We start from the raw sequence: 23351 nt of genomic DNA, 5'->3' as shown, positions 1-23351 counted from the left end.
CGTGGCCCTGTTTCGGCGTTCCACGCTTGTCGACGTCCCCGCGGACATCGACCGAATCCCCGTCCCGGGGATCACGGTGCACACTGCCGAAACAATGGTGGTGCTCACCGTTGCTTCGACCGCTTCCACCCTGCTTATCGACGCCGCCGCCTCCCGCCGCCCGGTAGCCCTCACCGGGGAGAACGTGGTGGTCAATCTCGTTCCGGTCAAAGACCGTCGGCTCGTTCCCGCCTTCGACCCGGACCTTGGCTGGATCATCCCGCTCACATCTGCGGTGGCAGAAGATCTCGCCCGGCAGGTCGCGGGCGGGCCGGGCGGCTACGAGATCGAGGGGCTAAACCTTGGCGTAGTTGTCGCCGACGGGGATTCCGCCGCGTAGCTCCATCGCCGCCCGAACCCGGCGCTGGGCCAGAGTGCGGGCAGCCTCGTGGGTGGTGGCCCCCGATTCGCTCGCTTCCGCCAGGACGTCGTGGGCGTTGGACCGCAACTTCTCCGACACCATGGTGAAGATCTGGTCCGTGGGTGGCCGGAACGGGGAGAAGCGGTGCTCCATGGCGAAGGCGGCGCTGACCACTCCCCCGGCGTTGGCGATGAAATCGGGGACCACGGTCACGCCCTGGTCGTGGAGGTAGCGCTGCGCCTCGGGGCTGGTCGGTAGGTTGGCGCCCTCGACGATCAATTGGGCCCGCATGTTCCGCGCCACGTCCACGTCGATGACGTCCTGTAGTGCCGCCGGGACGACGATCTCCGCGTCTGCCATCAGCTCCGCACCGGGGTCGATTCTTCTGCCATCGCAATGCTCGACCAGGTCGTCGCCAAACTCTTCCCGTAGACGGAGGAGCTCGGGGATGTCGAGGCCGCTGTCGTCGGCCACCGCGCCCCGGGCGGTGGAGATCGCCACCACCCGGTAGCCGAGGTCGTGCAGGCGCGCGGCCCCGGCATGGCCGACGGCCCCGAATCCCTGCACCGCGACCCGTGCCCCGGCCAGCCCCTGGAGGGCGGCCATCTCGTCAACAACTTCGGCGACGCCGTAGCCGGTGATCCCGAGCTTGTCGTAGGGCACGCCGTTGAGTTCATAGGGCGTTCCCACTGCGCTACCGCGACCGAGCTCGTCGTTGATGATCGCTGAGTCCCGCTCCGTCAGCCCCATGTCCAGGCCGAACACGTACTCCTCGGGGACCTCGTTGCGCAGGCGGCGCACGAAGGATCGCAGAATGGCTTCCTTGTGGGGCGAGTTCGGGTCAGCCTGGATTCCGGCCTTGGCTCCTCCGTAGAAGAGGTCGACGGCGGCCCACTTCCACGTCATTACCCGGGCGAGGCGGGCGATCTCTGGGACGGAGACAGTGGGTTGCATCCGAGTCCCGCCCTTGCCCATGCCCCGGGCGGTGTTGTCGATGACCAGCACGCCCTTCATCCCGAGCTTCGGGTCGCTGACCGCGACGATCTTCTCCGGACCCCACTGGTCCATGAGGCTGAACATATCTGCGGTCACAGGAATTTCACTCCCTGCGCCAGCGGCAGCTCACCGGAGTAGTTGATGGTGTTGGTGGCGCGACGCATGTAGGCCTTCCAGGAGTCGGAGCCGGATTCGCGGCCGCCGCCGGTCTCCTTCTCGCCGCCGAAGGCGCCGCCGATTTCCGCGCCCGAGGTGCCGATATTGACGTTGGCGATACCGCAGTCCGAACCCGACGCGGAGATAAACACCTCGGCTTCCGCCTGGTCGGTGGTGAAGATCGCCGAGGACAAGCCCTGGGGTACGGCGTTGTGGAGTTCGATGGCCTGGTCGAGGTCGGAGTACGTCATCACGTAGAGAATCGGGGCGAAGGTTTCCTCGCGGACGACCTCGGTCTGGGAGGGCATCCGGATGACGGTCGGCTCAACGTAGAAGGCTTCCGGCGCGTCATCCTCGAGGACGCGCTGGCCACCCACGAGCACCTCGCCCCCTTGCTCCACTGCCTTCGCGATGGAGTGCTGCATGCTATCAAATGAGGCCCGGTTGATCAGGGGCCCGACGAGGACTGACTCGTCGCGGGGATCGCCGATGGTCAGGGTGCGGTAGGCCTCGACGATGCGGGGCATCAGCTCATCAACAACCGTCTCATGGACAAACAACCGCCGCATCGTGGTGCATCGCTGCCCCGCCGTGCCCGCCGCGGCGAAGACGATGCCGCGCAAGGCCAGGTCCAGGTCGGCGCTGGGAGCGACGATGGCCGCGTTGTTTCCGCCGAGTTCGAGGAGGCAGCGGCCGAAGCGCTCAGCCACGCGAGGCCCGACCTCGCGGCCCATGCGGGTGGAACCGGTTGCCGAGACGAGCGCTACTCGCGGATCCTCGACCAGGACGTTGCCGACGTCGCGCCCGGCGACGACGAGTTGGTGGATGTCCGCCGGCGCCCCGGTGTCCGCCACTGCCCGGGCGAGAAGCTCGTGGGCGCCCATCGCGCTCAGCGCACACAGTTCGGAGGGCTTCCACACCACGGTGTCGCCGCACACGAGGGCAAGCGCAGTGTTCCAGGAGTAGACCGCGACCGGGAAGTTGAATGCGGAGATGATCCCGACCACGCCCATGGGGTGCCAGGTCTCCATGAGTCGGTGCCCCGGGCGCTCGGAGGGCATGGTCTTGCCATAGAGCATCCGCGACTGCCCGACGGCGAAGTCGCAGATATCGATCATTTCCTGGACTTCGCCCTCGGCCTCCGACATAGACTTCCCGGCTTCCGCCTGCACCAAAATGGCAAGGTCGCGCTTGTGCTCGGTGAGCAGTTCGCCCCATCGCTTGACGACGCCGCCGCGGACCGGCGCCGGCACGTCCCGCCAGATCCGGAACGCTTCCTGGGCCTGCTCGATCGCCGCGCTCGCCTGCTCCACGGAGGTTTCTTCCACGAGGATGAGGTTCTCGCCGGTGAGCGGCGAGCGGGTCTGGAGCCCGGTGCCTACTTCGGGGGATTCGACCCCACACGCCTTAAGGGCGGAAAGGACTTGGTCGCGCAGGTCAGAGTTAGTCATGGTGATCTCCTAGGTGTGATGGTTTAGACGAGTTGGTTACGAAGGTTGCGCAGTGACTGCTCTTGTTGCTGCTCATAGAGCTCATAAGGGTCCGCGATCCGGGTGCCGATGATCTCTGAGAGGGACTCCGGCCCGTAGCTGCTTCCCTGTTGTTCGTTGTCCCTGGTGCCCGCGTCGGTGAGGTTTGATTGGAAGATTCCTGCCGCGGAACGCGGGAGGAAGTCCTCGTAGACGATGGGGACGGCGCGGACGACGCGGGCGTCGATAAGCTCATCGAGGGAGCGGTGGTCGGCGGGCAGGGGGTCGCCGACCAGCTCGTAGGTGAAAAAGGCCAGGCCTTGGGTGCGTAGCTCCTCCTCGGTGCGCGGCAGATTTTCCCGCCACACGTCGACGGCGATGTCCACGCGCGTCGTGCCCTCCCCCGCTTCGGCGAGGCGACGATCGGTCTCCGCGAGCATCGCGTCGTAGAGGTCACGGCCTTTGCGGGTGAGCGCGATCCCGCGCTGCTCCACCTCGCCGAAGCGCACCCGCAGCGAGCCTTCGCCAACGCTGCCATCGGCGAAACGGAAGACGCGTTTTTCTTCGAGGGCGCGGAAAGAGGTCTGCCGGAGAAGGACGTCGGGGCCTTCCCACGCTGGCGGGCCCTGGACCTCATCGATCATCGTGATCCCCATGTCGCTCATGCGGCGATAGAGATCATCGATATCGAGGACCCGCGGGGTGAGGTGATTGATGTGGGTGGAGCTAATGCCCCCGATGTCGGCGGCGACCGCGGAGATTTTCTCCAGCTTGCGGTACCAGCCCTCGTCGACGGGATCGGTGGACAGCTCATAGGCTCCGGCGGCCAGCTCGACGAGTCGGTCGGCCTCGGTATCCTCCAGCCCGCCTTCCGCCGCAGCTTTGTCGGCCAGGGTTAGGAGTTCGTCGCTGAACAGGGTCCGGGCGGCGAGGAACTCTCGCAATTCCTGCTGAAGCTCCGCGTTGAAGAAACGGGGGTCGTCGACAGTGAGCATCGAAGTAAACACCCGGAAGGGGTTGCGGGCCAACTCCTCGGGATCGATGGGCCGAAACGCCGTGGACACGACGGGGACCGAGGAACTAGAAGCCTCCCGCAGATCGTAGAACCCGACCGGGACCATCCCGAAGGCGGCGAACACCCGCGCGGCCTGAGCCAACTCCTCCGGGGTGCCCACCCGAATCGCCCCGTGGCGTTCGGCCGTGACCCGGTCAATGGACCCGAGGCGCTCGGCAGATTCCCCGTGGGCGGCGACGAAGTCCTCGTTCACCGCAGTGGAGACCTCGACGAGGGTGTCATAGGCGGGGACTTCCGTGCCGTACATCTGGGACAGAGCGACGGCGAAGCGGCTTCTTAGCTCCCACGTGTCGATAAAACCCATGCTTTCTTCCTTCCTAAATAATGTTGACTTCACGCAGACCGGAGTCGGCGCAGTTGAAACGGTCGGCCGAGAACGGCTTCGGATCCATGAAGGACGACTTCCCCTCATATAGGTCCGCCACTAGCTCGCCTGCCGCGGGGGCTTGGAGGAAACCGTGGCCCGAGAACCCGGTGATGTAGAAGAACCCCGGAAGATCGCTGGCCTCGCCGATCAAGGCGTTATGGTCCGGGGTGTTTTCGTAGTAGCCGGACCACCCGGCCTCCAGGTCAGGGTTTTCCAGGGCGGGCGCGCAGATGGAGGCTGCGGCGTCGAACTCTTTGAGCCATTCGTAGGAGTACTCGCGGCAGAAAGCGCTCTTTTCCAGGTGGGAGATGCCCAGCAGGAGCCCGTTGTAGAAGTTGTGGAAGTACATGGTGGTGGACAGATCCAGGGTGAAGGGAATCTGTGGGTAGGGCGTGGGTTGCTGCCGGGTGAGGCCGATCATTCGGCGGACGGGTTCGACGGGCAGGTCGACGCCCACCATCTCGCCGATCGCCGCGCTCCAGGCCCCCGCCGCACAAATGACCGACGAGGTCCGGATCTGGCCCCGGTTGGTGATGACGGCGTCCAAGCTGTCACCGGTGCGTTGTATGTCGAGGACCTGGGTGCGATCAAGGATGGTCACGCCCAGCGCCAGGCACGCGCGGGTGTAGCCCTCGACGACCTTGGCGGGGGCGGCATACCCATCATTGGGTGTGAAGGATGCGCCGGTGAGAGCATTGGCGTTGAGGAATGGATTAATCTTTGCGGCTTCGCCGGGGCTGACCACGTGGGTCTCGGTGCCCAGGTTCGCCTGGGTCACCGCTGAGGATTCCAGCTGTTCTAGTTCTGCGCCGGTCCGCGCGAGGAAAAGGTACCCCACCCGGCTGAGTTCGATATCCACGCCGAAATCATCCTCGAAACGGTAGTAAGCCTCGAGTGATCGCTTCCCCAGCAGCACGTTGCTCGGGTCTGAAAAATTAGCCCTAATCCCGCCGAGCGGTTTCGCCGATGAGCCGCTGCCCAAGGTAGATTGTTCGATGACGACGATGTTTTTGATGCCTCGCGCCGCCAGCTGCCACGCGGTGCTCATGCCCATGACCCCGCCGCCGATGATGACGACGTCTGCGGAATCAGGTTGACGGGCGGTGTAGGTCAAGTCCAGAGGAACCATGATTTGTGCCAAGGTCTCCCTCCCTTCACTGGGTTCAAGAAAGGATTCGTATCTCACCGCTTAGCGGTTATCGATAACCATACGTGATGCGGGACACTTTGTCTCTAGCAATGTGAAAGATTGTAACTCCGGAAGGAGCCTAAGAAGCGACGGACGGCTTCGCGTAGGCCAGGTGACCGGCCATGATCTCCGTCGCGCGTTGCACATCACGGGACACAATGGCGTCAGCCAGATCCACATGCTCCTGCGCGGTTCGGCGCACCATTCCCGCCTCGCGCAAGTGCATGTAGAAGCCATTTATGCGGGACTGATCCCTCAGCCTCTCCACCATGTCCACCCACCGGTGATTCCCCAACAGGCGCACGACATACATGTGGAATTGATGGTCTGCTTCCAGGTACTCCGACATCGAGCCGCGCTCGTCTTCCCGGATAGCATCGACCGTGGCCTGGGCGAGATCGCGCAGGCGGGTAGCGGCGGCGCTAGAAAGCTGCATACCAGCCACCCGCCGCACTGCTTCCACCTCGATCAATCGGCGCAGCTCATAGACTTCCAGTCGGTCTTCCACGCTGAGCTCGACGACCCGAAATCCCCGGTTGCGCACCAACTCAAGCAGCCCCCGCTCCGACAGCGTCATCATGGCTTCCCGCACGGGACTGTTGGAAATCTCGAGGCTGCGGGCGAGGGCATTGGCGGAGTAGACCTCCCCCGGAGCCATGGCTCCGTCCAGGAGGGCGCGGCGAATGAGCATCTCAGCGGAATCTTTAAGGGTCATCTTCGACAGACGAATGTCCTCCATGCCACGCATGACACCCTCGCCAACGTCCACCTTCACCACTCCCCTATCCTGCCCAGCACTTTCTGGAGCTTTCCTGGGACTATACCGTGGGCGACGGGGCGCTCCCGCCAGGCCCGGAAAACTTTTCCCATAACCCTACCCTTAGCGGTTATATATAACCTACAATAGGATTCACATCACATACGGTTAGAACTTATGAGACCCCTCACGAGTATCCGCTAAAGATTGCACCCCGTTGGTGCACCGAAGGGAGCTATCCCCTTGAATACTGCCATCACCCTCGCCCAAGAAGGCGCCAAACAAGGAACCATCGACCAAACCCTGCAGAACATCTTCGGCCCCATTGTCGACGCCCTCGAGGCCTTCGTCTTCTTCGCCATCCCGATCGGGGATGCGAACGTCCCCATCGTTGTCATCTGGCTCCTCGCCGCCGGCGTGTTCCTCACCGTCTACCTGCGAGTACGCCCCTTCGGCGATGCCGTACAAACCGGCCGGGTAATCAAAGGGCAGCTGACCAGGCGCTCCGACCCAGGTGAGGTGTCGTCCTTCCAGGCGCTGGCCACGGAACTCTCGGGAACCATCGGCCTCGGCAATATCGCCGGTGTGGCCGTCGCCATCACCATCGGCGGGCCCGGTGCGGCATTGTGGATCATCATTGCCGGGCTGCTGGGCATGGCCGTCAAGCTCGCCGAGGCCACCCTGTCGCAAATGTTCCGCCGAGTAGATGACAACGGCAAGGTGTCTGGCGGCCCGATGTATTACCTCAAGGACGGACTCGCCTCCATCGGCCGGCCCAAGCTCGGTTCCGCTCTGGCCTTCGTCTACGCCTTCTGCTTCATGTTCGCCGCGCTCGGCGCCGGCAACATCTTCCAGTCCAACCAGCTAGCTGCCCACATCGTCGATACCACCGGCGGCGAGGCGAGCATCTTCGCCGGTCGCACGTGGATCATTGGTGTCGCACTCGCTGTAGTCACCGGCTTTGTCATCATCGGTGGCATCAAGTCCATCGCTAAATGGACCAGCCGCCTCGTGCCCTGCATGTCCGCCATCTACGCCGTCTCCGTCATCATCATCCTCGGCGTCAACGTGACAGCCATCCCCGACGCCTTCCGCCTCATCTTCACCGGTGCATTCAACCCGGAGGGCGTGGCCGGCGGCATCATCGGCGTGGCCATCATCGGCATCCAGCGAGCACTGTTCTCCAACGTGGCCGGCGTCGGTACGGCGGGTCTCGCGCACTCCGTGAGTAAGAACCGCCGCCCCACCGAAGAGGGCCTCGTCGCCGCCTGGGAGCCCTTCGTCGACTCTGTTGTCGTCTGTACGATGACTGCCTTGGCCATCATCGTCACCGGTCAGTACCTCAATACTGATGCCGACGGCGTCGTCCTCACCACCAACGCCTTTGCCACGGTGCATGAGTACTTCCCGCTCCTGCTGTCCGTCTGTATCGTCCTCTTCGCCTTCTCCACGATCCTCAGCTACTCCTACTACGGGCAAAAGGCTGCCGGTTACCTGTTCAAGGGCAACGCTAAGGCAGAGTGGGGCTACAACCTCCTCTACCTCGTCATGATCATCATCGGTTCTGCTGTCTCCCTCGATACCGTCGTTCGCTTCTCCGATGCGATGTTCTTCCTCGTCGCCATCCCCAACCTGCTCGGCATTTATCTCCTCGCCGGTCCGCTCAAGCGAGAGATCGAGGGCTACCGTGAAGATGCACGCTGCGGCCGCATCAAGATCGTCGAAAAGGAGGACCGAGCTCCCCTGCTCGGGGGGTCTTCGGCAACATCATGACACCACCGCTCCCCCGCCACCTGCGGCGCGACATGCCCACCCGCGCCGCGTACAGCTCCGACGCTTCGATCTACCGCCGCGTTCCCGCTGCCATCGCAGAGCCCGAGTCCGTCGAAGATATTCGGACGGCGGTGGCCTATGCCCAGGCGCGCGGCTGGCCGATCGTCGCCCGCGGGGGAGGGTCGTCGGTGGCGGGCAATGCCATTGGGGACGGGCTGATCATTGATACCTCACGGCACTTCAACCGGATTATTTCCATCGATCCGGAGGCACGCACCGCCACCGTGGAGCCAGGCGTCGTCTGCGACCAGCTTCGCGACGCCGCCGCAACATTCGGCCTCACCTACGGCCCGGACCCGTCCACGCATTCGCGCTGCACCATCGGTGGCATGGTGGCCAACAACGCCTGCGGCTCCCATTCGGTCGCCTACGGCACCTCTGCCGACAATCTCGTCTCCGTCACCCTCCTGCTTGCCGACGGCCGCGAAGTCCAGGTCACAGCCAAAGGCTGCGACGACCCAGCCATCGATGCGCAGTTGCGGGAGCTTGCTGGTGACAACCGTGACCTCATTGCCGCGGAACTGGGGCGCTTCCCCCGGCAGGTGTCCGGGTACGGCCTGCACTACCTCGCCACCGATATGGCGAAGGCCATCGCCGGAAGCGAAGGCACCCTCGGCATCATCACTCAGCTCACGGTCTCCTTGGTGGAAAAACCCCACCACACTGCCTTGGCGGTCCTGGCCTTTGGCACCGTGTTCGACGCCGCCGGCGCCGCCGTCCGAGCGCTCCTCCCCGGCGTCGCCACCGTGGAAGGAATGGGCGGCGACCTCCTTGCGGCGTTGCGCTCGAAGAACGGCCAAGAACACGCCGGTTCGATGCTGCCCGGCGGCGAAAAGGCAGGCGGTTGGTTGTTTTGCGAGACCTCCGGCGCCACCCTGGCAGAGGCGCTTGCCCTGGCCCAGACCGTCGCAGACGAATGCGCGCCGACCGGTTCCCTCATCGTCTCGGACCCTCAGCAGATGCGGGAACTCTGGTGGATCCGCGAGGCCTCCGCAGGCCTGGTCACCCGCCTACCCGACGGCGGCGAAGCGTGGCCCAGCTGGGAGGACTCTGCCGTTCCCCCGGAGCATTTGGCTGACTACTTGCGTGACTTGTACGCGCTCATGGCTCGCCACGGGCTCCGAGGCATCCCCTTCGGGCACTTCGGTGAGGGCTGCGTCCACGTCCGCATCAGCTTTGACTTCTCCACCGACGAAGGAGTCCGAGTCTTCCGCCAATTCATGGAGGACGCCGCCGTTCTGGTCACCTCCTACGGCGGATCACTCTCCGGAGAACACGGGGACGGTCGCGCCCGATCCGAACTTCTCGGCCACATGTACTCCCCCGAGATGCTGGCACTGTTTCAACAGTTCAAAGCCATCTTCGACCCCACTGGCGTGTTCAACCCCGGAGTGCTCGTCGCCCCGGAGGCCGTCACCCAAGGAATTCGCCTGGACCAGGGGCAGCGCTCCTTGGAGATCACCCCCATCCACGCCTTGAGCCACGACCAGGGCAGTCTCATCAACGCCGTTAACCGCTGCGTCGGGGTCTCCGCGTGCCGCTCGGCGAGTGACGCGATGTGCCCCACCTTCCAGCTCACCGGCGATGAACTGGACTCCACCCGAGGCCGAGCCCGCGTGCTGTCCGAAGTCTTCCGCGGCGAAAGCGTCGACGTCGACGATGCCGTCGAGGCCCTCGACCTCTGCCTTTCGTGCAAAGCGTGCGCCTCCGAATGCCCGGTCAATGTCGACATGGCCACGTACAAAGCAGAGCTGCTTCACCATCGCTACGACAAACGCCGCCGCCCCATGGCCCACTACGTCATGGGCTGGTTGCCCATCTCCGCCTTCCTCATGCAGAAGATTCCGGGAGCGGCCCGCCTGGTCAATGCTGTGTTCGGCGTACCTCGCCTCGCCCGCGCCATCGCCACCGTCGCCGGATTGGATGCGGGCCGACCCCTCATCCGCTTTGCGAATACTCCACTGCGCCGGTGGGCAAAGAAGCGAGCACAGACCAGCAATGGCTCCCGGGTGGTGCTGTGGCCGGACACCTTCAATTCTTCCCTTGACACTGGTGCCTCGACCGCTGCAGTTGAGGTGCTTGAACGCCTGGGATTCGACGTCATCATTCCGCCGGAGTTCGTCTGCTGCGGCCTCACCTGGCACTCCACCGGACAACTGACCACCGCCCGAAAGGTTCTGCGCCATTCCGCACAGGTCATGCGCCCCTACCTGGACGAGGGGTTGCCAGTCATTGGGCTGGAACCCTCCTGCACCGTCATGCTGCAGCGCGAAGCGACCGAACTCAGCGATGATGTCGACGTCGCCCGATTGTCAGCCGCGGTCATCCCCTTCGCGGACGTGATCGCCCCGAGGATCACTGAACTAGTCGAAGAGGGATTGCTCGAAGCGGGAGACCTTTCGGTACTCACTCAGGTCCACTGCCACGAAAGGTCCCTGGGCACTCCCGAGAACACCTCTGCGTTGCTTGACGCACTAGGGATCGACGAAGAACAAATCCAAACCGGCTGTTGCGGGCTGGCAGGAAACTGGGGATTTGAAAAAGGCCACGCGGAGATGTCCTTCCAGCTCGGCGAGCGGGAACTATTCCCACGCGTCCGCGTCACAGAGGGCCAAGTCCACGCCGACGGCTTCTCCTGCCGCACCCACATCGAGCAAGGAACAGGAACCCAGGCGAAGCACACAGCCGAGCTCGTGCGGGATGTCTTGGTGCGCGCGGGCATAGACTCATTTACCGGATCGGCTTAGAAAATCTGCCCGTCCATTCAGCGTCTTTCTATGGGCTAGAACACCCACAGTCGCAATGTCAGCGTAATTCTGTCTCCCATAGTCAGTTGAGCTGGCCAGCGGGAGGGTCATAGTATTTCTCACGTTCAGCACGCCAGTCGAGGTCACCGGTACCATGAAAACCTTGTGCGGCTGCTCTCTGGTCACTTCAAAAGTGACAAATACTTCTCGACCATCCTCACATCGCAGAGGGACATCCACCAGGTAACCTCTACCACCCTCCCTACTTTCAATTTCTGCTCGGCGATTAAGAGAGCAACCTTCAGGAATAACCATGTCGCTGCGCAAACCTCGTATCTCCTCATCCCATCCCAAATCTCGCACGGGCCATTCGTTAAGTTTTGGCACCGGCGCATTCGCATCCCTAGTGGTTTTCACATTAAAGCCCTCGTCGTGGCCGTGGTCCAGGTCTTTCACGACTTCTCTAGCAACGACTTCAGGAGGAGCATCTACGTCTAGCTGGGCGGTACGATACACGCAGCTTGAAATCGAAAGAGATGCGATCATCACCAGGCAGATTCTGATGGAAACCTTCATTTAAACCTCCTTGTGGGCCGTCAGACACTTGGCTAGGGCTACGAGGGTTTTGCACCCCACCGCAATACTTCCAGGGATTTTGTGTCATGCGATTCGGACGGAAATATGAAGTCCATATATTCCCGAGCGTATCTCGCCCGACCAACACTGGGGTGAAAGGCCAAGACTCCAAGCTGGGAACTGTTGCTTACACTAGTGGCCAGGACCTTACCCCGGAAGAATATGACTCCACTTCCGCTCGAAGGGACGCCAGTGACTCAAAATCGTATCCTGAAAGACGGGGAGAGCGCCCCCAAGCTCGTCGATGTCCCGTTCTACGGCATCCCGATTCCGGAGATCATCACCTTTGTCGCGGGGATTATCCTCGTTGTGGCAAACCCCAGTGAAGATTCCGAAAACAACACTCTGGGCACTGTTCTGGTAATCGGTGCGATGCTGGGGTTATCCTGTGCTCCCCGCTGTCGTTTACTCGGGTCACTAGTTTCGTCCCTGACCTCAATCTACCTGGCCATCGGTTCGGGGTGGACGCTGTATGGGCTCTAGGTGATGGACGGACCCAATATCGGCGGAGGAGCGCTCGTTGTCGCAACCATCGGAGTGCCACCGAGTTCTGCTTCTCACCTCATTAGGCGTCTGTTAGCACTGAGAAAAGTTCATTCCTGAGTCCTTGTCCATCCTGTTCACGCCGTCACACTCCGGGTAAACAAGCCCTCAAACTCTCCTGCGACTACTCCGCGGGTACCTCCGCCGGAGCCTCGGTGACCACGATGCCGTCCGCATCGGCATAGAGGATGTGGCCGGGGATGAAGTCGACGCCGCCGAACGAAACGGTAACGTTTTTGTCTCCGACCCCGTCCTTGGCGGATTTGCGGGGGTTGGTGCCCAGAGCCTTGGTGCCAAAGTTCATGGTGCCGATGACGGCTGAGTCGCGGATGGCTCCCAGGATCACGACACCGGCCCAGCCGTTGTCCACTCCTGCGGCGGCGATCATGTCGCCCATGAGGGCTGTGTGCACGGATTCCGAGCCATCGACGACGAGCACGCCGCCTTCACCAGGGCTGTTGAGGGTCTGCTTCACCAGACCGTTGTCCTGGAAGCACTTGATGGTGGTGATGGGCCCGCAGAAGTCGGTCACTCCGCCGAAGTCGCCGAATTGGGTGTCGCAGGAGCGGACGTCGTCTCCAATGATGTCAACAAGGTCGGCGGTGGGAATGAAGGTGATGGTCATGGTGGGTCTACCTTTCAGCATGAGTAAGGGAAAGCGGAAAGCGGCGTGCGCCGTGATTTCTCACGATGCACGCCGCTGTCATATCAAGCTAGTTCTTAGTGGAACTGGCCTTCCTCGGTGGAGCCCTTGAGGGCGGTGGTGGAGGATTCCGGGTCAACGGTGGTGGCGATGGTGTCGAAGTAGCCGGCACCGACCTCGCGCTGGTGCTTGACGGCGGTGAAGCCGCGCTCCTCGGCTGCCTGGAACTCGCGGTTCTGCAGGTCAACGAAGGCGGGCATGCCTTCGCGGGCGTAGCCGTAGGCCAGGTCGAACATACCGTAGTTGAGGGAGTGGAAGCCTGCGAGGGTGATGAACTGGAAGGTGAAGCCCATCTTGCCCAGTTCCTTCTGGAACTTGGCGATCTCGTCTGCATCAAGGTGTGCGGACCAGTTGAAGGACGGGGAGCAGTTGTAGGACAGCAGCTGGTCCGGGAACTCCTCGTGGACGCCGTCGGCGAAGCGCTTGGCCAGCTCGAGGTCCGGGGTGCCGGTCTCCATCCAGATCATGTCGGCGTAGGGAGCGTAGGACTTTGCGCGGGCGATGCAGGGCTCGAGGCCGTTCTGGATCTTGTAGAAGCCCTCGGCGGTGCGCTCACCGGTGATGAACGGGCGGTCGCGCTCGTCAACGTCGGAGGTGATGAGGGTGGCGGCCTCGGCGTCGGTGCGGGCGATGACGACGGTCGGGGTGTTGGCGACGTCGGCAGCCAGGCGAGCAGAGGTCAGGGTGCGGATGTGCTGCTGGGTCGGGATGAGGACCTTGCCGCCGAGGTGGCCACACTTCTTCTCCGAGGCGAGCTGGTCTTCCCAGTGGGTACCAGCGGCGCCAGCGGCAATCATGGCCTTCTGGAGCTCGTAGACGTTGAGGGCGCCACCGAAGCCGGCCTCGCCGTCGGCGACGATCGGAAGCAGCCAGTTGTCAACGGAGGTGTCGCCTTCGACGCGGGCGATTTCGTCGGCACGCAGGAGGGCGTTGTTGATGCGGCGGACAACGTTGGGGACGGAGTTGGCCGGGTAGAGGGACTGGTCGGGGTAGGTGTGGCCGGAGAGGTTGGCGTCACCTGCGACCTGCCAGCCGGAGAGGTAGACGGCCTGCAGGCCGGCGCGGGCCTGCTGGACGGCCATGTTGCCGGTGAGGGCACCGAGGGAGTTGATGTAGGAACCGTCACGCTTGGAGACCTTGTCCCAGAGGATTTCGGCGCCGCGACGTGCGAGGGTGTGCTCCTCGACGACGGTGCCCTGGAGCTTCTCCACCTGCTCTGCGGTGTAGTCGCGGGTGATGCCTTCCCAGCGGGGGTTCTCGTCCCAGTCCTTCTGGATCTCAGCTGCGGTACGTGCCTGGCCGGTAGTGGTCATGGAAGTGGACTCACTTTCCTGTGTTGAGAGCGCCGGAGCCTTATGTGCTGTCCGGCTTGGGATGGAGGATCCACCTGCGGTCGATGTCGTCCGTATTCGGTGGCGTGACTCACAGAGTGCTGCATTGAGTGCCCCGCGTCAACGACTTTCCGCGTCCAAATTGTGTGCGGGGGTAGCGGGGGTTTTTGCTAATGTTGCAAATCTCACACCTCGCGACGCTCCCATGTCCGGTTGCTTAAGTTTGTCCCGGCCTGCGGAAATGAAACCAAAAGAAAACTGCTGGTACGGGCCACAACCCCACAAAAAGCCACATGCGAAGGAAGTGAGACCCTAGACACAGCAGGGGTAGCAAATGGCTAAATTGGCGAAAGCATTTACGCCGTGACGGCAATCACTTAGTGTGGAGTCATCGCACAGACGCGATCCACCCGCATTTTCGTATTTCCCAAGGAGCGACAGATGACTCAGACCGAGCTGAAAGACACCACAGAGCGCATCGAGGTTGCCGGCCTGCAGGTGGACAAAGTTCTCCACGATTTCCTTACCGGTACCGTGCTTCCCGCCGTGGGCATCGACGCGGAAGAGTTCTTCACTGGTTTCGCCGAGATCGTCAAGGATTTCACCCCGCGCAACAAGGCACTGCTGGCTCGCCGCGATGAGCTGCAGGCCCAGCTCGATGAGCACTTCCGCGCCAACCCAGGTCAGCCCGATCCGGCCGAGCATGAGGCCTTCCTGCGTGAGATCGGCTACCTGGTCGACACCCCGGAGGAGGGAGAAATCCGCACCCGCGGCATCGACGATGAGATCGCTACTATGGCTGGGCCGCAGCTGGTCGTCCCGATTCTCAACGCTCGCTTCGCCCTCAACGCCGCTAATGCCCGCTGGGGCTCCCTGTACGACGCGCTGTATGGCACCAACGCCATCTCCGAAGAAGATGGGGCAGACAAGGGCAAGGGGTACAACCCGGTCCGCGGCCAGAAGGTCATCGCCTGGGGCCGGGATTTCCTGGATAAGGCCGTCCCGCTGGAGGGTGCTTCCCATGCTGACGTGGACCGCTACGCCGTCATTGATGGCTACCTTGCTGCTCACGTTGGCGACCAGGAACACCGCCTGCTGGATAAGGCCGCCTACCGTGGTTTCTCCGGCAACCTAGAGGATCCGGCTTCGATCCTGCTGCGCCACAACGGGCTGCACATCGAGATTCAGATCGATCCTTCCCACGTGGTCGGCAAGGATGACAAGGCCGGGGTCAAGGACATTGTTCTCGAGGCCGCCGTCTCCACCATCATGGACTTCGAGGATTCGGTCGCTGCCGTCGATGGAGCGGACAAGGTCGTCGGCTATCGGAACTGGTTCGGGCTCAACACCGGAGACTTGCAAGAGAAGGTGGCAAAGGGCGATAAGACGATCACCCGCGTTCTTAATCCCGACCGCGAGTTCATCGGACGCAACGGCACCGATATCCGCCTGCACGGTCGTTCCCTGCTTTTCGTCCGCAATGTCGGTCACCTCATGCAGAACCCCGCCGTTCTCGTTGAGGGGGAGGAGATCTTCGAGGGTCTGCTCGACGCCGTCGTCACCGTCGTCTGCGCCATCCCCGGCTTGGACGTCCGCAACCCGCTGCGTAACTCCCGCTCCGGCTCCATTTACATCGTCAAGCCAAAGCAGCACGGCCCCGAAGAGGTCACCTTCACCAACGATCTCTTCGCCCGCGTCGAGGACCTGCTGGGCCTGCCGCGCTACACCCTCAAGGTCGGCGTCATGGACGAGGAACGGCGCACCTCCGTCAACCTTGATGCCTGCATCATGGCCGTCGCCGATCGCCTGGCGTTCATCAACACCGGCTTCCTCGACCGCACCGGCGATGAGATCCACACCTCCATGCAGGCGGGTCCGATGGTCCGCAAAGCTGATATGCAAAAGGCCATCTGGAAGCAGTCCTACGAGGATTCCAACGTCGACGCGGGCCTGGCTCGCGGCTTGTCCGGCAAGTCGCAGATCGGCAAGGGCATGTGGGCGATGACCGAGCTCATGGGCGAAATGCTGGAGACCAAGATCGGCCAGCCGCGAGAAGGCGCCAACACCGCGTGGGTCCCCTCCCCGACCGGTGCCGTCCTCCACGCCACCCATTACCACGAGGTCGATGTCTTTGCGGTTCAGGAGGAGCTCAAGTCTGCTGGCCGCCGCGACACTTTCACCGGCCTGCTAACGGTCCCGGTCTCTCCCACCACCGATTGGTCCGCAGAGGAGATCAAGGAGGAGTTGGATAACAACTGCCAGTCAATCCTCGGCTACGTCGTCCGCTGGGTTGAACAGGGTGTCGGGTGTTCCAAGGTCCCGGATATCCACGATATTGATCTCATGGAGGACCGCGCCACCCTGCGCATCTCCTCCCAGCTGCTCTGTAACTGGCTGGTCCACGGGGTCGTCACCCAGGAGCAGATCGTCGAAGCTCTGGAGCGCATGGCAGTCGTCGTCGACCGGCAGAACGAGGGCGATCCGAACTACCTGCCGATGTCGCAGAACTACGACTACTCCATCGCGTTCCAGGCCGCCAAAGATCTCATCCTCAAGGGCACGCAGTCCCCCTCGGGCTACACCGAGCCGATCCTGCATGCCAAGCGCCGCGAGTTCAAACAGCGCGAAGGGATCTAAACCTCGGCGGGGCGATTAGTATTGCCTCATGGTCATGACAGCCCCCACCACCCTCGCCGATGTAGTCTCCGACGGTGCCCTGCTTCAGCCCAACATCGATGCCGCCTGGCGCGCGCAGTTTGGGCAGGTCACCGACGGAGTTGAGTTTTCCGGGTCGCAGGTTCGCCTGCACCGGCACTCCGGCGGGCCGGTGGACCTGGAGGCCATCCCGGTCGCAACCATCCAGGGCGAGGAATGGACGTGGATCTCTCCCCTCGGCGAGGAGCTCGGCATCCCGGAGCTCCACGGCACGGTGCCGGCCAGCGATCAACTCATCGCCGCTGCCCGCACGTTGCACGCCAACGTTCCGGTTCTCCTCGCCCCCACCTCCGCGGAGACGCACGTCGTCGCCGTCCGCTTCACCCCCACACTGGCCCCCGTCCTGCCGGCGCTGTCCCTCGGAGTGGCGGAGATGCCGGAGGGCACGGATGTCCGCCGCGCGTTGCGGGGGTTTGCCACTGCTTATGGCCTCGATGCCACTGAGGCAGACGATGCGGTCACCCTCTCCGATGGCACGACCGTCACGCTGGTCGATGGCCGCGTCACCGCCATCTCCGGCGGCATGTCTTTGGAGCAGGTCCGCGCCGATGCGCACTATTTGGCCGCCGAACACCAACTGCTTGTCGACGGCCGCTTCCCCGAAGGCTTGCACGTCGAGCCCAACATCGCGCACTCCACCGCCCTCATCAACGGGTCCATCCCGGCGCGCGCGGTCGTCGTCGCCACGGTCACCGATGACGTCTGGACCTGGGGGTGGGCCGATCCAAATCTCCCTCCGACCTCGGCGGCCAACCTGCGCCGCTTTGGTATCGACAATGGCATTCCCGAGCTCTTCCGCGCGCAGATGCCTGCGCCAGAAGCGCATCGCTTGGGGCTCGTGGACGCAATCAAGCCGATCCTGGGATGGTGGACTCACTCCATCGTCCGTCTCACTGACCACACCGTGGGGATCGTGCTTATCGACGCCCCCGAGCTCCATCTTCCCGCCCCCTCCGACGCCGCTGTCGCGGCGACGTTGCAGGCTCCCCTGCCTGAGGGGATCGATGCAGCGCGCGCCGAGGCTGCCTACCGGCAGCGACGCGGCCTTAGCTAAGCCGCTTCCGGTAGCTCTCCGCGGAATGGACGGGGGTGAACTGCGCGTCCTGAGTTTTGTCCACCAACACCGCGCGGACACCCTCGACGAAGTCCGGTTCCCGGCGGATGACCTCGCCGAGGACCTGCTCATTGTCCAGCCCATCGCGCAGGGTGGGGGCGGTGCGGTTGGCATCAAACAGCTCCGCCGCGGCGACGACTGCCGAGGGCGAAGCCTTGGCCATGAGACTCCGCACCAACTGGACGTAGTCGTGGTTGGGGTGGGAGGACAGGGCGGCGTCGATAAGCATCCACGAACCTTCGCCGAAGGTGGCATCGATGTCGGGGACCATCCGGGCGAGGGCGGATTCGCCCTTATGGGCGGCGGCATGTTGGGCAATGGCGACGTCGATACCCTCCTCGACCACTGCTTCCGCGAACGCGTCGGGGTTGTGCACGAAGTGAGTTGCCAGACCCAGGTACAACATGTCCGCCGGGGTGAGGCGGTAACCGGTGAGGCCGATGAACGCGCCGATGGCTGGGGAGGAATCCGGCCACGCATGCTGGGACGACCAGGAAATTCCAACGTCAGTGACGTAGCCGATCGCCATTTCCGGCATCGACGCCCAGGCGCGCTCGGTGATAATCCGGTGGGAACCGTGAGCGCTCACGCCGAAGCCACCGCCCATGACAATGCCGTCCATGACTGCGATATACGGCTTGGGGTACGTGCCGATGAGGTTGTTCATCGCGTACTCCCGTCGGAAGAACTCATCCACGGGGGCGTGCTCGCCCTGGAGGATGAGCTCGCGGGCGTGCCGCACGTCCCCGCCCGCGCAGAATGCCTTCGGCGAGCGGGAGGTGATGAGGACCTGGGAGACACGGTCGTCGTCACGCCAGCTTTCCAGAGCCTCCGCGATAATGTCGATCATCTCCGGATTGAGGCTATTGAGTGCCTTGGGGCGGTTGAGCTCCAGAACGCCGGTACTGTGGCGAATGGACGCAAGGACGGGAACATCGTTCTGTGTGGTCATAGTCACAAAGTACACGGATGGATGACATAGCAATGGAATATCAGTTGATCGCGCTGGACATGGACGGAACCCTGCTCGACGGCGACGGCCACATCCCCGACGGCTTCTGGCCCGTCCTCCGCGAGCTGAAAACCCGCGGCGTCGCCGTCGCCCCCGCGTCGGGACGCCAACTGGCCACCCTCCGGGACATGTTCGCCGGTGAGGACGATCCCGGCACCTACATCGCGGAAAACGGAACCTGCGTCTTCCACGACGGCCGCGTCGTCTCCACCACGGAGCTGGACGAGGCTCACGTGCATGCGATTGTCGACGCCGCCAGGGACTTCGACATCGTCGTCTGCACCCCCACCGTCGCCTACATCTCCCCGAACCTGTCCGCACCGTCGTTTACCGAGATCGTCAAGTATTACCACTCCCAGGAGGTCGTCGAGGACTTGCACGAAATCGTTGATCGAGGCGTGATCAAGGTGGCCGTGTATACCGACGCCGATGCCGAAACGGTTGCCTTCCCCGTGGTCCGCGATGCCGCCCCCGAGGCCAACGTCGTCGTCTCCGGGGCTCATTGGATCGACGTCATGCACCCCTCCGCCGGAAAAGGCCGAGCGCTGAGCGCCCTAGCCGACACTCTCGATATCCCCATCGCCCGCACCCTCGCGTTCGGCGACTACCTCAACGACTACGAACTCCTCGAAGCCGCCGGTACCGCCTACGCCATGGACAACGCCCACCCGGACATCAAAGCCCTCGCCGACCACATCGCCCCGCCCAACACCGAGGCCGGCGTGGTGACGGTGCTGGAGGGCATGCTGGGGCCCTAGACTATCCCGCCACCGACACCAGCACCGCAATGAGTATCCCCGGCAACAGCAATGCGGCCAGAACGACCCAGGCCATCGGCCGAGCGAAGTTGAGGGTCAAGTTCGTTCCACCGAGCTGGTCAATGAATACCCGCTCATCATTGCGGTTGAAGTAGATCACTCCCCCATAAAACTTCTCCTCCGTGGGAGGGTCAGGGTGCTCGTCATAGACCCGGCGATTGACTCGGCTGCCGGTCCACATCAGCCAGCCGGTCGCGAGGAAAATGGCGGCGAGGGTCCACCAGACGCTCAGCTGGAAATCTCCAAATAGCCCGAAAGATTGGTTCAGGGTGAGGGCAATGATGGCCGTGATGAGGAGCATAAAGATTGCCAGCGGCTTTTGCATCGCCGCCAACCTGCGGGACGCGACTTCCCGTTCGGCGGTACTGCGCCGCGGGTACTTGTCCTGGAGAACGGAGTTCGCTTGGGCGCGGATCATCGCGGCGCTGGCAACGCCCGACAATAAAATGATGGCCAGGGGCATTACCTGGATCCCGAGGTAAGCCGGGAGGCTTTTGTCGACGAACCCGTCGGCTTCGCCGCTGGCGTTGAAGTGGATCGGCATCGGGTCCGGCAGCGAATCGTAGGACAACCAGGCCGCCACGAAGGACACCGCTGCCATAACGAGTCCCAGGGCGTACAGGGCCCAAGGGATGGGGGCGATGTCTCGGGAGGCCGTGGTCATCGAGGCGTCCTACTTCTTTTTCTTCTTTTTCTTGTTCTTCACCCGCTCCGCTTCCAACTTGGAGGCCACATCAGGGACGTAGCGGAACTCCGCACGCGGGGGGCGCTCGTAGTTGTCGGAAGAACCCGGGCGCTCAGGGATCTCGGGCAGGGGGCGTTCGATCTTCTCATACGGGATCGTCGACAGCAGGTGGGAGATGACATTGATGCGCGAACGCTTCTTATCCTCCGACTCCACGGTGTACCAGGGCGCGGAGGGGATGTCGGTGTGGATGAACATCTCATCCTTCGCGCGGGAATAGTCCTCCCAGCGGGTGATGGACTGCAGGTCCATGGGCGACAGTTTCCAGCGGCGCAACGGATCTTCCAGGCGCGACTGGAATCGTGCGAGCTGCTCCTCATCAGAGACGGAGAACCAGTACTTGCGCAGCAAGATGCCGTCCTCCACGAGCAGGCGCTCGAAGATTGGGGCCTGGTGGAGGAAGCGACGATAGTCCTGTGAGGTGGTGAAACCCATGACGCGCTCAACTCCCGCGCGGTTGTACCAGGATCGGTCGAAAATGACGATCTCACCGGCCGTGGGCAGTTTCTCCACGTAGCGCTGGAAGTACCACTGACCCGACTCCCGAGAGCTCGGGGCCGGTAGGGCCTCGATACGCGCGGTGCGCGGGTTAAGGTACTGGGTGATGCGCTTGATCGCGGAACCTTTACCGGCAGCATCGCGGCCTTCCATGATGATGACCACGCGGGCTCCGGTCTCAACGACCCACTGCTGCATATCTACCAGCTCGGCCTGGAGTCGTTTCAACTCCTTTTCATAGGCCTGCTTGGACAGCTTGGAGGGTGTGACGTCGTGCTCGTCGGTGGATTTGTCCTTCTTTCCCATGTGTTTGACAGTACCTTGCAGCTGATCCCACCCGGGGCTGATTGTCACTTCACCTGGAATTCGGCCATCCGGTCCCATTCGGTCTTGCCCTCGATGAGGGTGTTGATGATCTCCGGGGTCTCGGCGAGCACTGTTGGGAACAGCTCCGTTGCGGCGCGGAAGTGCTCAGAGTTGACGTGGGCTTCGGCAGCGTCGTCGTGGAAGGCCTCGAGGAGGATGTACTCGCCGGGGTCATCGGTGTTGCGGGACCAGTCGAAGAAGATGCAGCCGGGCTCTTGGCGGGTGGCTTCGGTGAACTCGGCGACGACCTCACGGAAATTGTCGACGTACTCGGGCAGCGGGCGGAATTTCACATTGATAAGGATCATGGCAGCCATCCTAACGGCGCTTATGCCCTGCCAAGGACAGCACCAACAATTCCGCACATACCGCCGGATCGCTCAACACCACCTCCGCTACCCTCTCGACCGCCTCCAAGCGGGTACGCACGGTGTGGCGGTGGACGCCGAGGGTCTCGGCGGTCACGGCCACGCGGTTCCCGGAACGCAGATAGGCATCGAGGGTATCCACGAGGTGCCCGTTGTGCTCCGCGTCATGGTCGATGAGCTGCTGATAGGTCTCGGCGAAGCGGGTAGCCAAAGCGTCGTGGACGGCCGGATCATCCACCCAGCGCAGGGTTCGGGTTTCGGGACCGGCATGGTGGCCGATGCGCAGCGAGGCGGCTACCGCCGCGAGCTCTTCGACCGTGCGCATGCTCAGCTCCTGCCAGTGCACCGGGTTGCCCAGGGCCAGGCGCAAGTGCGAGGCCCCTACGCCAAACAGCGAGATAATCTCCGTGACCGAGCGCGAACCACGGAACAGAACCAAGGCGGTCGTCTCACCTAGGTGGAAAAGGAACATTTGGCGCCCGTCGTGCATGAGCCGCTGGTCGAGGCGGTTGAGGTCGCGACGAAATCGCTTCGGATCATCGCCGTCGACGACGACGGGGCGGACCCTGCCCGCGGAATCGCTCGCGATGGAGAAGACCCCGACCATCGCCTGTTGGCTTTGCTCCACTCCGAGCAGCAAGGACATGGCCAGGGTGTTGAGCTCGCTGGAGGCTTGCCGCAGCCCCGCAGGTCGCTGGAGGATGATGTCGGCCAAACCTGCGCAGTGTTTAATCAAGCTGCGTTCCTGGGCGCTGAACGGAGTAACAGACTGCGCAACCAACAGGTAGTAGCGCTCCCCTTCTCCGCTCATGCGATGGATGAGCACGTAATCATCGCCGCGGCGATACGCCGCGCTGCGCCCACCGTTGGATAGGGCGGCGTCGATAAGCGGGCTGAGGTCCGCCGTGTGGGCAATGATGCGACCATCATTGTCCGCAATGGCAATGGCGGCGTCGAGGCGTTCGGCGGTGGCGGCGACGAGTTCGCTGACGCCGGAGCCGATGGCAATGTCGTTGAGTACCTCCTGGGCATCGAGTAGTTGTTGTTGCGCACGCAGCCGGCGGCGCGCAAATTCCTCTTGCACCGTGGAGAGGATGGCGGCAAAAGGGGTGCCGCGGGGAACCTCGAAGATGCTGATGGCGTTGTTACGGGCGGCGTCGATAAGCGCAGGCGGGACGGTCGGGCTGATGAGGCCTGTACCGAATCCGATCGCGACGGCACCAGCGTCTTTGAGGCGGCGGACATAGGCATCATAGGAATCGGGGATGACCACACCGACGGTGAGGATGACCGATCCGGGCTGGACGAATTCGGCCGTATCGACCAGTTCACTCGGCTGGATAATGCGGAAACTGTCGACGCTGAGGTGCCATGACCGCAGGTCAAGGTCTTTTTGGCGGTAAAGCCAGGTCAAGGAAAGTCCAGTAGCCGCCACAGCTTGTCCATTCGGGATAGTTCACGCATAATTTTTCGCCCCATCGTACATGGTCAGGGTCTCACTGACACCGCATAC

At 63.0% G+C, this 23351-nt stretch carries 20 protein-coding genes; 7 read left to right on the top strand and 13 right to left on the bottom strand.

Translation table 11 applies throughout. The annotated features are described in order from the left end of the window. The first annotated feature begins 1 nt into the window (after window position 1). Window positions 2–379, top strand: coding sequence for a hypothetical protein (locus CATRI_RS03930; RefSeq protein ID WP_290219945.1), 378 nt, complete (start codon window positions 2–4; stop codon window positions 377–379). Here the strand turns inward: CATRI_RS03930 and CATRI_RS03925 are convergent. From CATRI_RS03925 to CATRI_RS03905, 5 genes are all read right to left on the bottom strand, one after another. Then, entirely contained in the window at window positions 335–1480 is a 1146-nt protein-coding gene (locus CATRI_RS03925; protein WP_290220939.1) for a Glu/Leu/Phe/Val family dehydrogenase, read from the bottom strand. The two genes, CATRI_RS03930 and CATRI_RS03925, sit on opposite strands and share 45 nt — an antisense overlap. Before the next feature lie 8 nt (window positions 1481–1488). Continuing rightward, window positions 1489–3003: an L-piperidine-6-carboxylate dehydrogenase gene (gene amaB, locus CATRI_RS03920; protein WP_290219943.1), complete on the bottom strand. Its 1515-nt coding sequence runs from the start codon at window positions 3001–3003 to the stop codon at window positions 1489–1491. A gap of 23 nt (window positions 3004–3026) precedes the next feature. After that, window positions 3027–4400, bottom strand: a complete 1374-nt coding sequence (gene hglS, locus CATRI_RS03915; protein WP_290219941.1) for a 2-oxoadipate dioxygenase/decarboxylase — start codon at window positions 4398–4400, stop codon at window positions 3027–3029. Window positions 4401–4413: 13 nt separating this feature from the next. After that, window positions 4414–5604 carry an NAD(P)/FAD-dependent oxidoreductase gene (locus tag CATRI_RS03910; protein WP_290219939.1) on the bottom strand — a complete coding sequence of 397 codons (1191 nt, stop codon included), beginning with the start codon at window positions 5602–5604 and terminating at the stop codon, window positions 4414–4416. 127 nt (window positions 5605–5731) lie between these two features. Beyond that, window positions 5732–6427 carry a GntR family transcriptional regulator gene (locus CATRI_RS03905; protein WP_290219937.1) on the bottom strand — a complete coding sequence of 232 codons (696 nt, stop codon included), beginning with the start codon at window positions 6425–6427 and terminating at the stop codon, window positions 5732–5734. Between the two features lie 225 nt (window positions 6428–6652). Here CATRI_RS03905 and CATRI_RS03900 point away from each other — a divergent pair, with 225 nt between their 5' ends. Both CATRI_RS03900 and CATRI_RS03895 read left to right on the top strand, forming a co-directional pair. Next, complete coding sequence (locus tag CATRI_RS03900) at window positions 6653–8182, top strand: alanine/glycine:cation symporter family protein (RefSeq protein ID WP_290219935.1); 1530 nt, start codon at window positions 6653–6655, stop codon at window positions 8180–8182. Further along, window positions 8179–10989: an FAD-binding and (Fe-S)-binding domain-containing protein gene (locus tag CATRI_RS03895; protein ID WP_290219933.1), complete on the top strand. Its 2811-nt coding sequence runs from the start codon at window positions 8179–8181 to the stop codon at window positions 10987–10989. The genes CATRI_RS03900 and CATRI_RS03895 overlap by 4 nt, the downstream gene beginning before the upstream one ends. On the opposite strand, the gene CATRI_RS03890 is transcribed toward CATRI_RS03895, so the two are convergent. Further along, a complete protein-coding gene (locus CATRI_RS03890) occupies window positions 10969–11565 on the bottom strand; it encodes a hypothetical protein (protein WP_290219931.1) in 597 nt (198 codons plus the stop codon). The two genes, CATRI_RS03895 and CATRI_RS03890, sit on opposite strands and share 21 nt — an antisense overlap. A gap of 252 nt (window positions 11566–11817) precedes the next feature. Here CATRI_RS03890 and CATRI_RS03885 point away from each other — a divergent pair, with 252 nt between their 5' ends. After that, window positions 11818–12108, top strand: a complete 291-nt coding sequence (locus CATRI_RS03885; RefSeq protein WP_290219929.1) for a hypothetical protein — start codon at window positions 11818–11820, stop codon at window positions 12106–12108. 184 nt (window positions 12109–12292) lie between these two features. Here the strand turns inward: CATRI_RS03885 and rraA are convergent, their stop codons facing one another. After that, window positions 12293–12793 (bottom strand): ribonuclease E activity regulator RraA, encoded by a 501-nt coding sequence (gene rraA / locus CATRI_RS03880; protein WP_290219927.1) that lies wholly within the window; start codon window positions 12791–12793, stop codon window positions 12293–12295. Between the two features lie 95 nt (window positions 12794–12888). Next, window positions 12889–14184: an isocitrate lyase gene (gene aceA, locus CATRI_RS03875; RefSeq protein WP_290219925.1), complete on the bottom strand. Its 1296-nt coding sequence runs from the start codon at window positions 14182–14184 to the stop codon at window positions 12889–12891. Between the two features lie 459 nt (window positions 14185–14643). Here aceA and glcB point away from each other — a divergent pair, with 459 nt between their 5' ends. Next, window positions 14644–16839 (top strand): malate synthase G, encoded by a 2196-nt coding sequence (gene glcB, locus CATRI_RS03870; RefSeq protein WP_290219923.1) that lies wholly within the window; start codon window positions 14644–14646, stop codon window positions 16837–16839. Between the two features lie 28 nt (window positions 16840–16867). Continuing rightward, window positions 16868–17971, top strand: a complete 1104-nt coding sequence (locus CATRI_RS03865) for a DUF6882 domain-containing protein (protein WP_290219921.1) — start codon at window positions 16868–16870, stop codon at window positions 17969–17971. Here the strand turns inward: CATRI_RS03865 and CATRI_RS03860 are convergent. After that, window positions 17964–18983 carry a 3-hydroxyisobutyryl-CoA hydrolase gene (locus CATRI_RS03860; RefSeq protein WP_290219919.1) on the bottom strand — a complete coding sequence of 340 codons (1020 nt, stop codon included), beginning with the start codon at window positions 18981–18983 and terminating at the stop codon, window positions 17964–17966. The genes CATRI_RS03865 and CATRI_RS03860 overlap by 8 nt on opposite strands. 32 nt (window positions 18984–19015) lie before the next feature. Here CATRI_RS03860 and CATRI_RS03855 point away from each other — a divergent pair, with 32 nt between their 5' ends. Beyond that, entirely contained in the window at window positions 19016–19801 is a 786-nt protein-coding gene (locus CATRI_RS03855) for an HAD family hydrolase (protein WP_290219917.1), read from the top strand. Between the two features lies 1 nt (window position 19802). Here CATRI_RS03855 and CATRI_RS03850 read toward each other — a convergent pair whose 3' ends face one another. Genes CATRI_RS03850 through CATRI_RS03835 form a run of 4 tightly spaced genes read right to left on the bottom strand, consistent with a single transcriptional unit; the run spans window position 19803 to window position 23273 of the window. After that, window positions 19803–20525, bottom strand: a complete 723-nt coding sequence (locus CATRI_RS03850) for a DUF1648 domain-containing protein (RefSeq protein WP_290219915.1) — start codon at window positions 20523–20525, stop codon at window positions 19803–19805. Between the two features lie 9 nt (window positions 20526–20534). Then, window positions 20535–21410 carry a polyphosphate kinase 2 gene (gene ppk2 / locus CATRI_RS03845; RefSeq protein ID WP_290219913.1) on the bottom strand — a complete coding sequence of 292 codons (876 nt, stop codon included), beginning with the start codon at window positions 21408–21410 and terminating at the stop codon, window positions 20535–20537. Between the two features lie 44 nt (window positions 21411–21454). Then, entirely contained in the window at window positions 21455–21778 is a 324-nt protein-coding gene (locus tag CATRI_RS03840) for a putative quinol monooxygenase (protein WP_290219911.1), read from the bottom strand. 10 nt (window positions 21779–21788) lie between these two features. Continuing rightward, window positions 21789–23273, bottom strand: coding sequence for a PucR family transcriptional regulator (locus tag CATRI_RS03835; RefSeq protein ID WP_290219909.1), 1485 nt, complete (start codon window positions 23271–23273; stop codon window positions 21789–21791). Between the last annotated feature and the right edge of the window lie 78 nt (window positions 23274–23351).

The organism is Corynebacterium atrinae (assembly GCF_030408455.1).
GTDB classification, from domain to species: domain Bacteria; phylum Actinomycetota; class Actinomycetes; order Mycobacteriales; family Mycobacteriaceae; genus Corynebacterium; species Corynebacterium atrinae.
The sequence above is the reverse complement of the archived record's forward strand: the minus strand, read 5'-3'. Positions and strand labels throughout refer to the sequence as shown.

Coding starts and splice junctions, on each gene's coding strand:
- CATRI_RS03840 (WP_290219911.1), bottom strand. CDS start 21,778: ATGATCCTTATCAATGTGAAATTCCGCCCGCTGCCCGAGTACGTCGAC.
- CATRI_RS03860 (WP_290219919.1), bottom strand. CDS start 18,983: ATGACCACACAGAACGATGTTCCCGTCCTTGCGTCCATTCGCCACAGT.
- CATRI_RS03890 (WP_290219931.1), bottom strand. CDS start 11,565: ATGAAGGTTTCCATCAGAATCTGCCTGGTGATGATCGCATCTCTTTCG.
- CATRI_RS03850 (WP_290219915.1), bottom strand. CDS start 20,525: ATGACCACGGCCTCCCGAGACATCGCCCCCATCCCTTGGGCCCTGTAC.
- CATRI_RS03865 (WP_290219921.1), top strand. CDS start 16,868: ATGGTCATGACAGCCCCCACCACCCTCGCCGATGTAGTCTCCGACGGT.
- amaB (WP_290219943.1), bottom strand. CDS start 3,003: ATGACTAACTCTGACCTGCGCGACCAAGTCCTTTCCGCCCTTAAGGCG.
- ppk2 (WP_290219913.1), bottom strand. CDS start 21,410: ATGGGAAAGAAGGACAAATCCACCGACGAGCACGACGTCACACCCTCC.
- hglS (WP_290219941.1), bottom strand. CDS start 4,400: ATGGGTTTTATCGACACGTGGGAGCTAAGAAGCCGCTTCGCCGTCGCT.
- CATRI_RS03925 (WP_290220939.1), bottom strand. CDS start 1,480: ATGTTCAGCCTCATGGACCAGTGGGGTCCGGAGAAGATCGTCGCGGTC.
- aceA (WP_290219925.1), bottom strand. CDS start 14,184: ATGACCACTACCGGCCAGGCACGTACCGCAGCTGAGATCCAGAAGGAC.
- CATRI_RS03855 (WP_290219917.1), top strand. CDS start 19,016: ATGGAATATCAGTTGATCGCGCTGGACATGGACGGAACCCTGCTCGAC.
- rraA (WP_290219927.1), bottom strand. CDS start 12,793: ATGACCATCACCTTCATTCCCACCGCCGACCTTGTTGACATCATTGGA.
- glcB (WP_290219923.1), top strand. CDS start 14,644: ATGACTCAGACCGAGCTGAAAGACACCACAGAGCGCATCGAGGTTGCC.
- CATRI_RS03895 (WP_290219933.1), top strand. CDS start 8,179: ATGACACCACCGCTCCCCCGCCACCTGCGGCGCGACATGCCCACCCGC.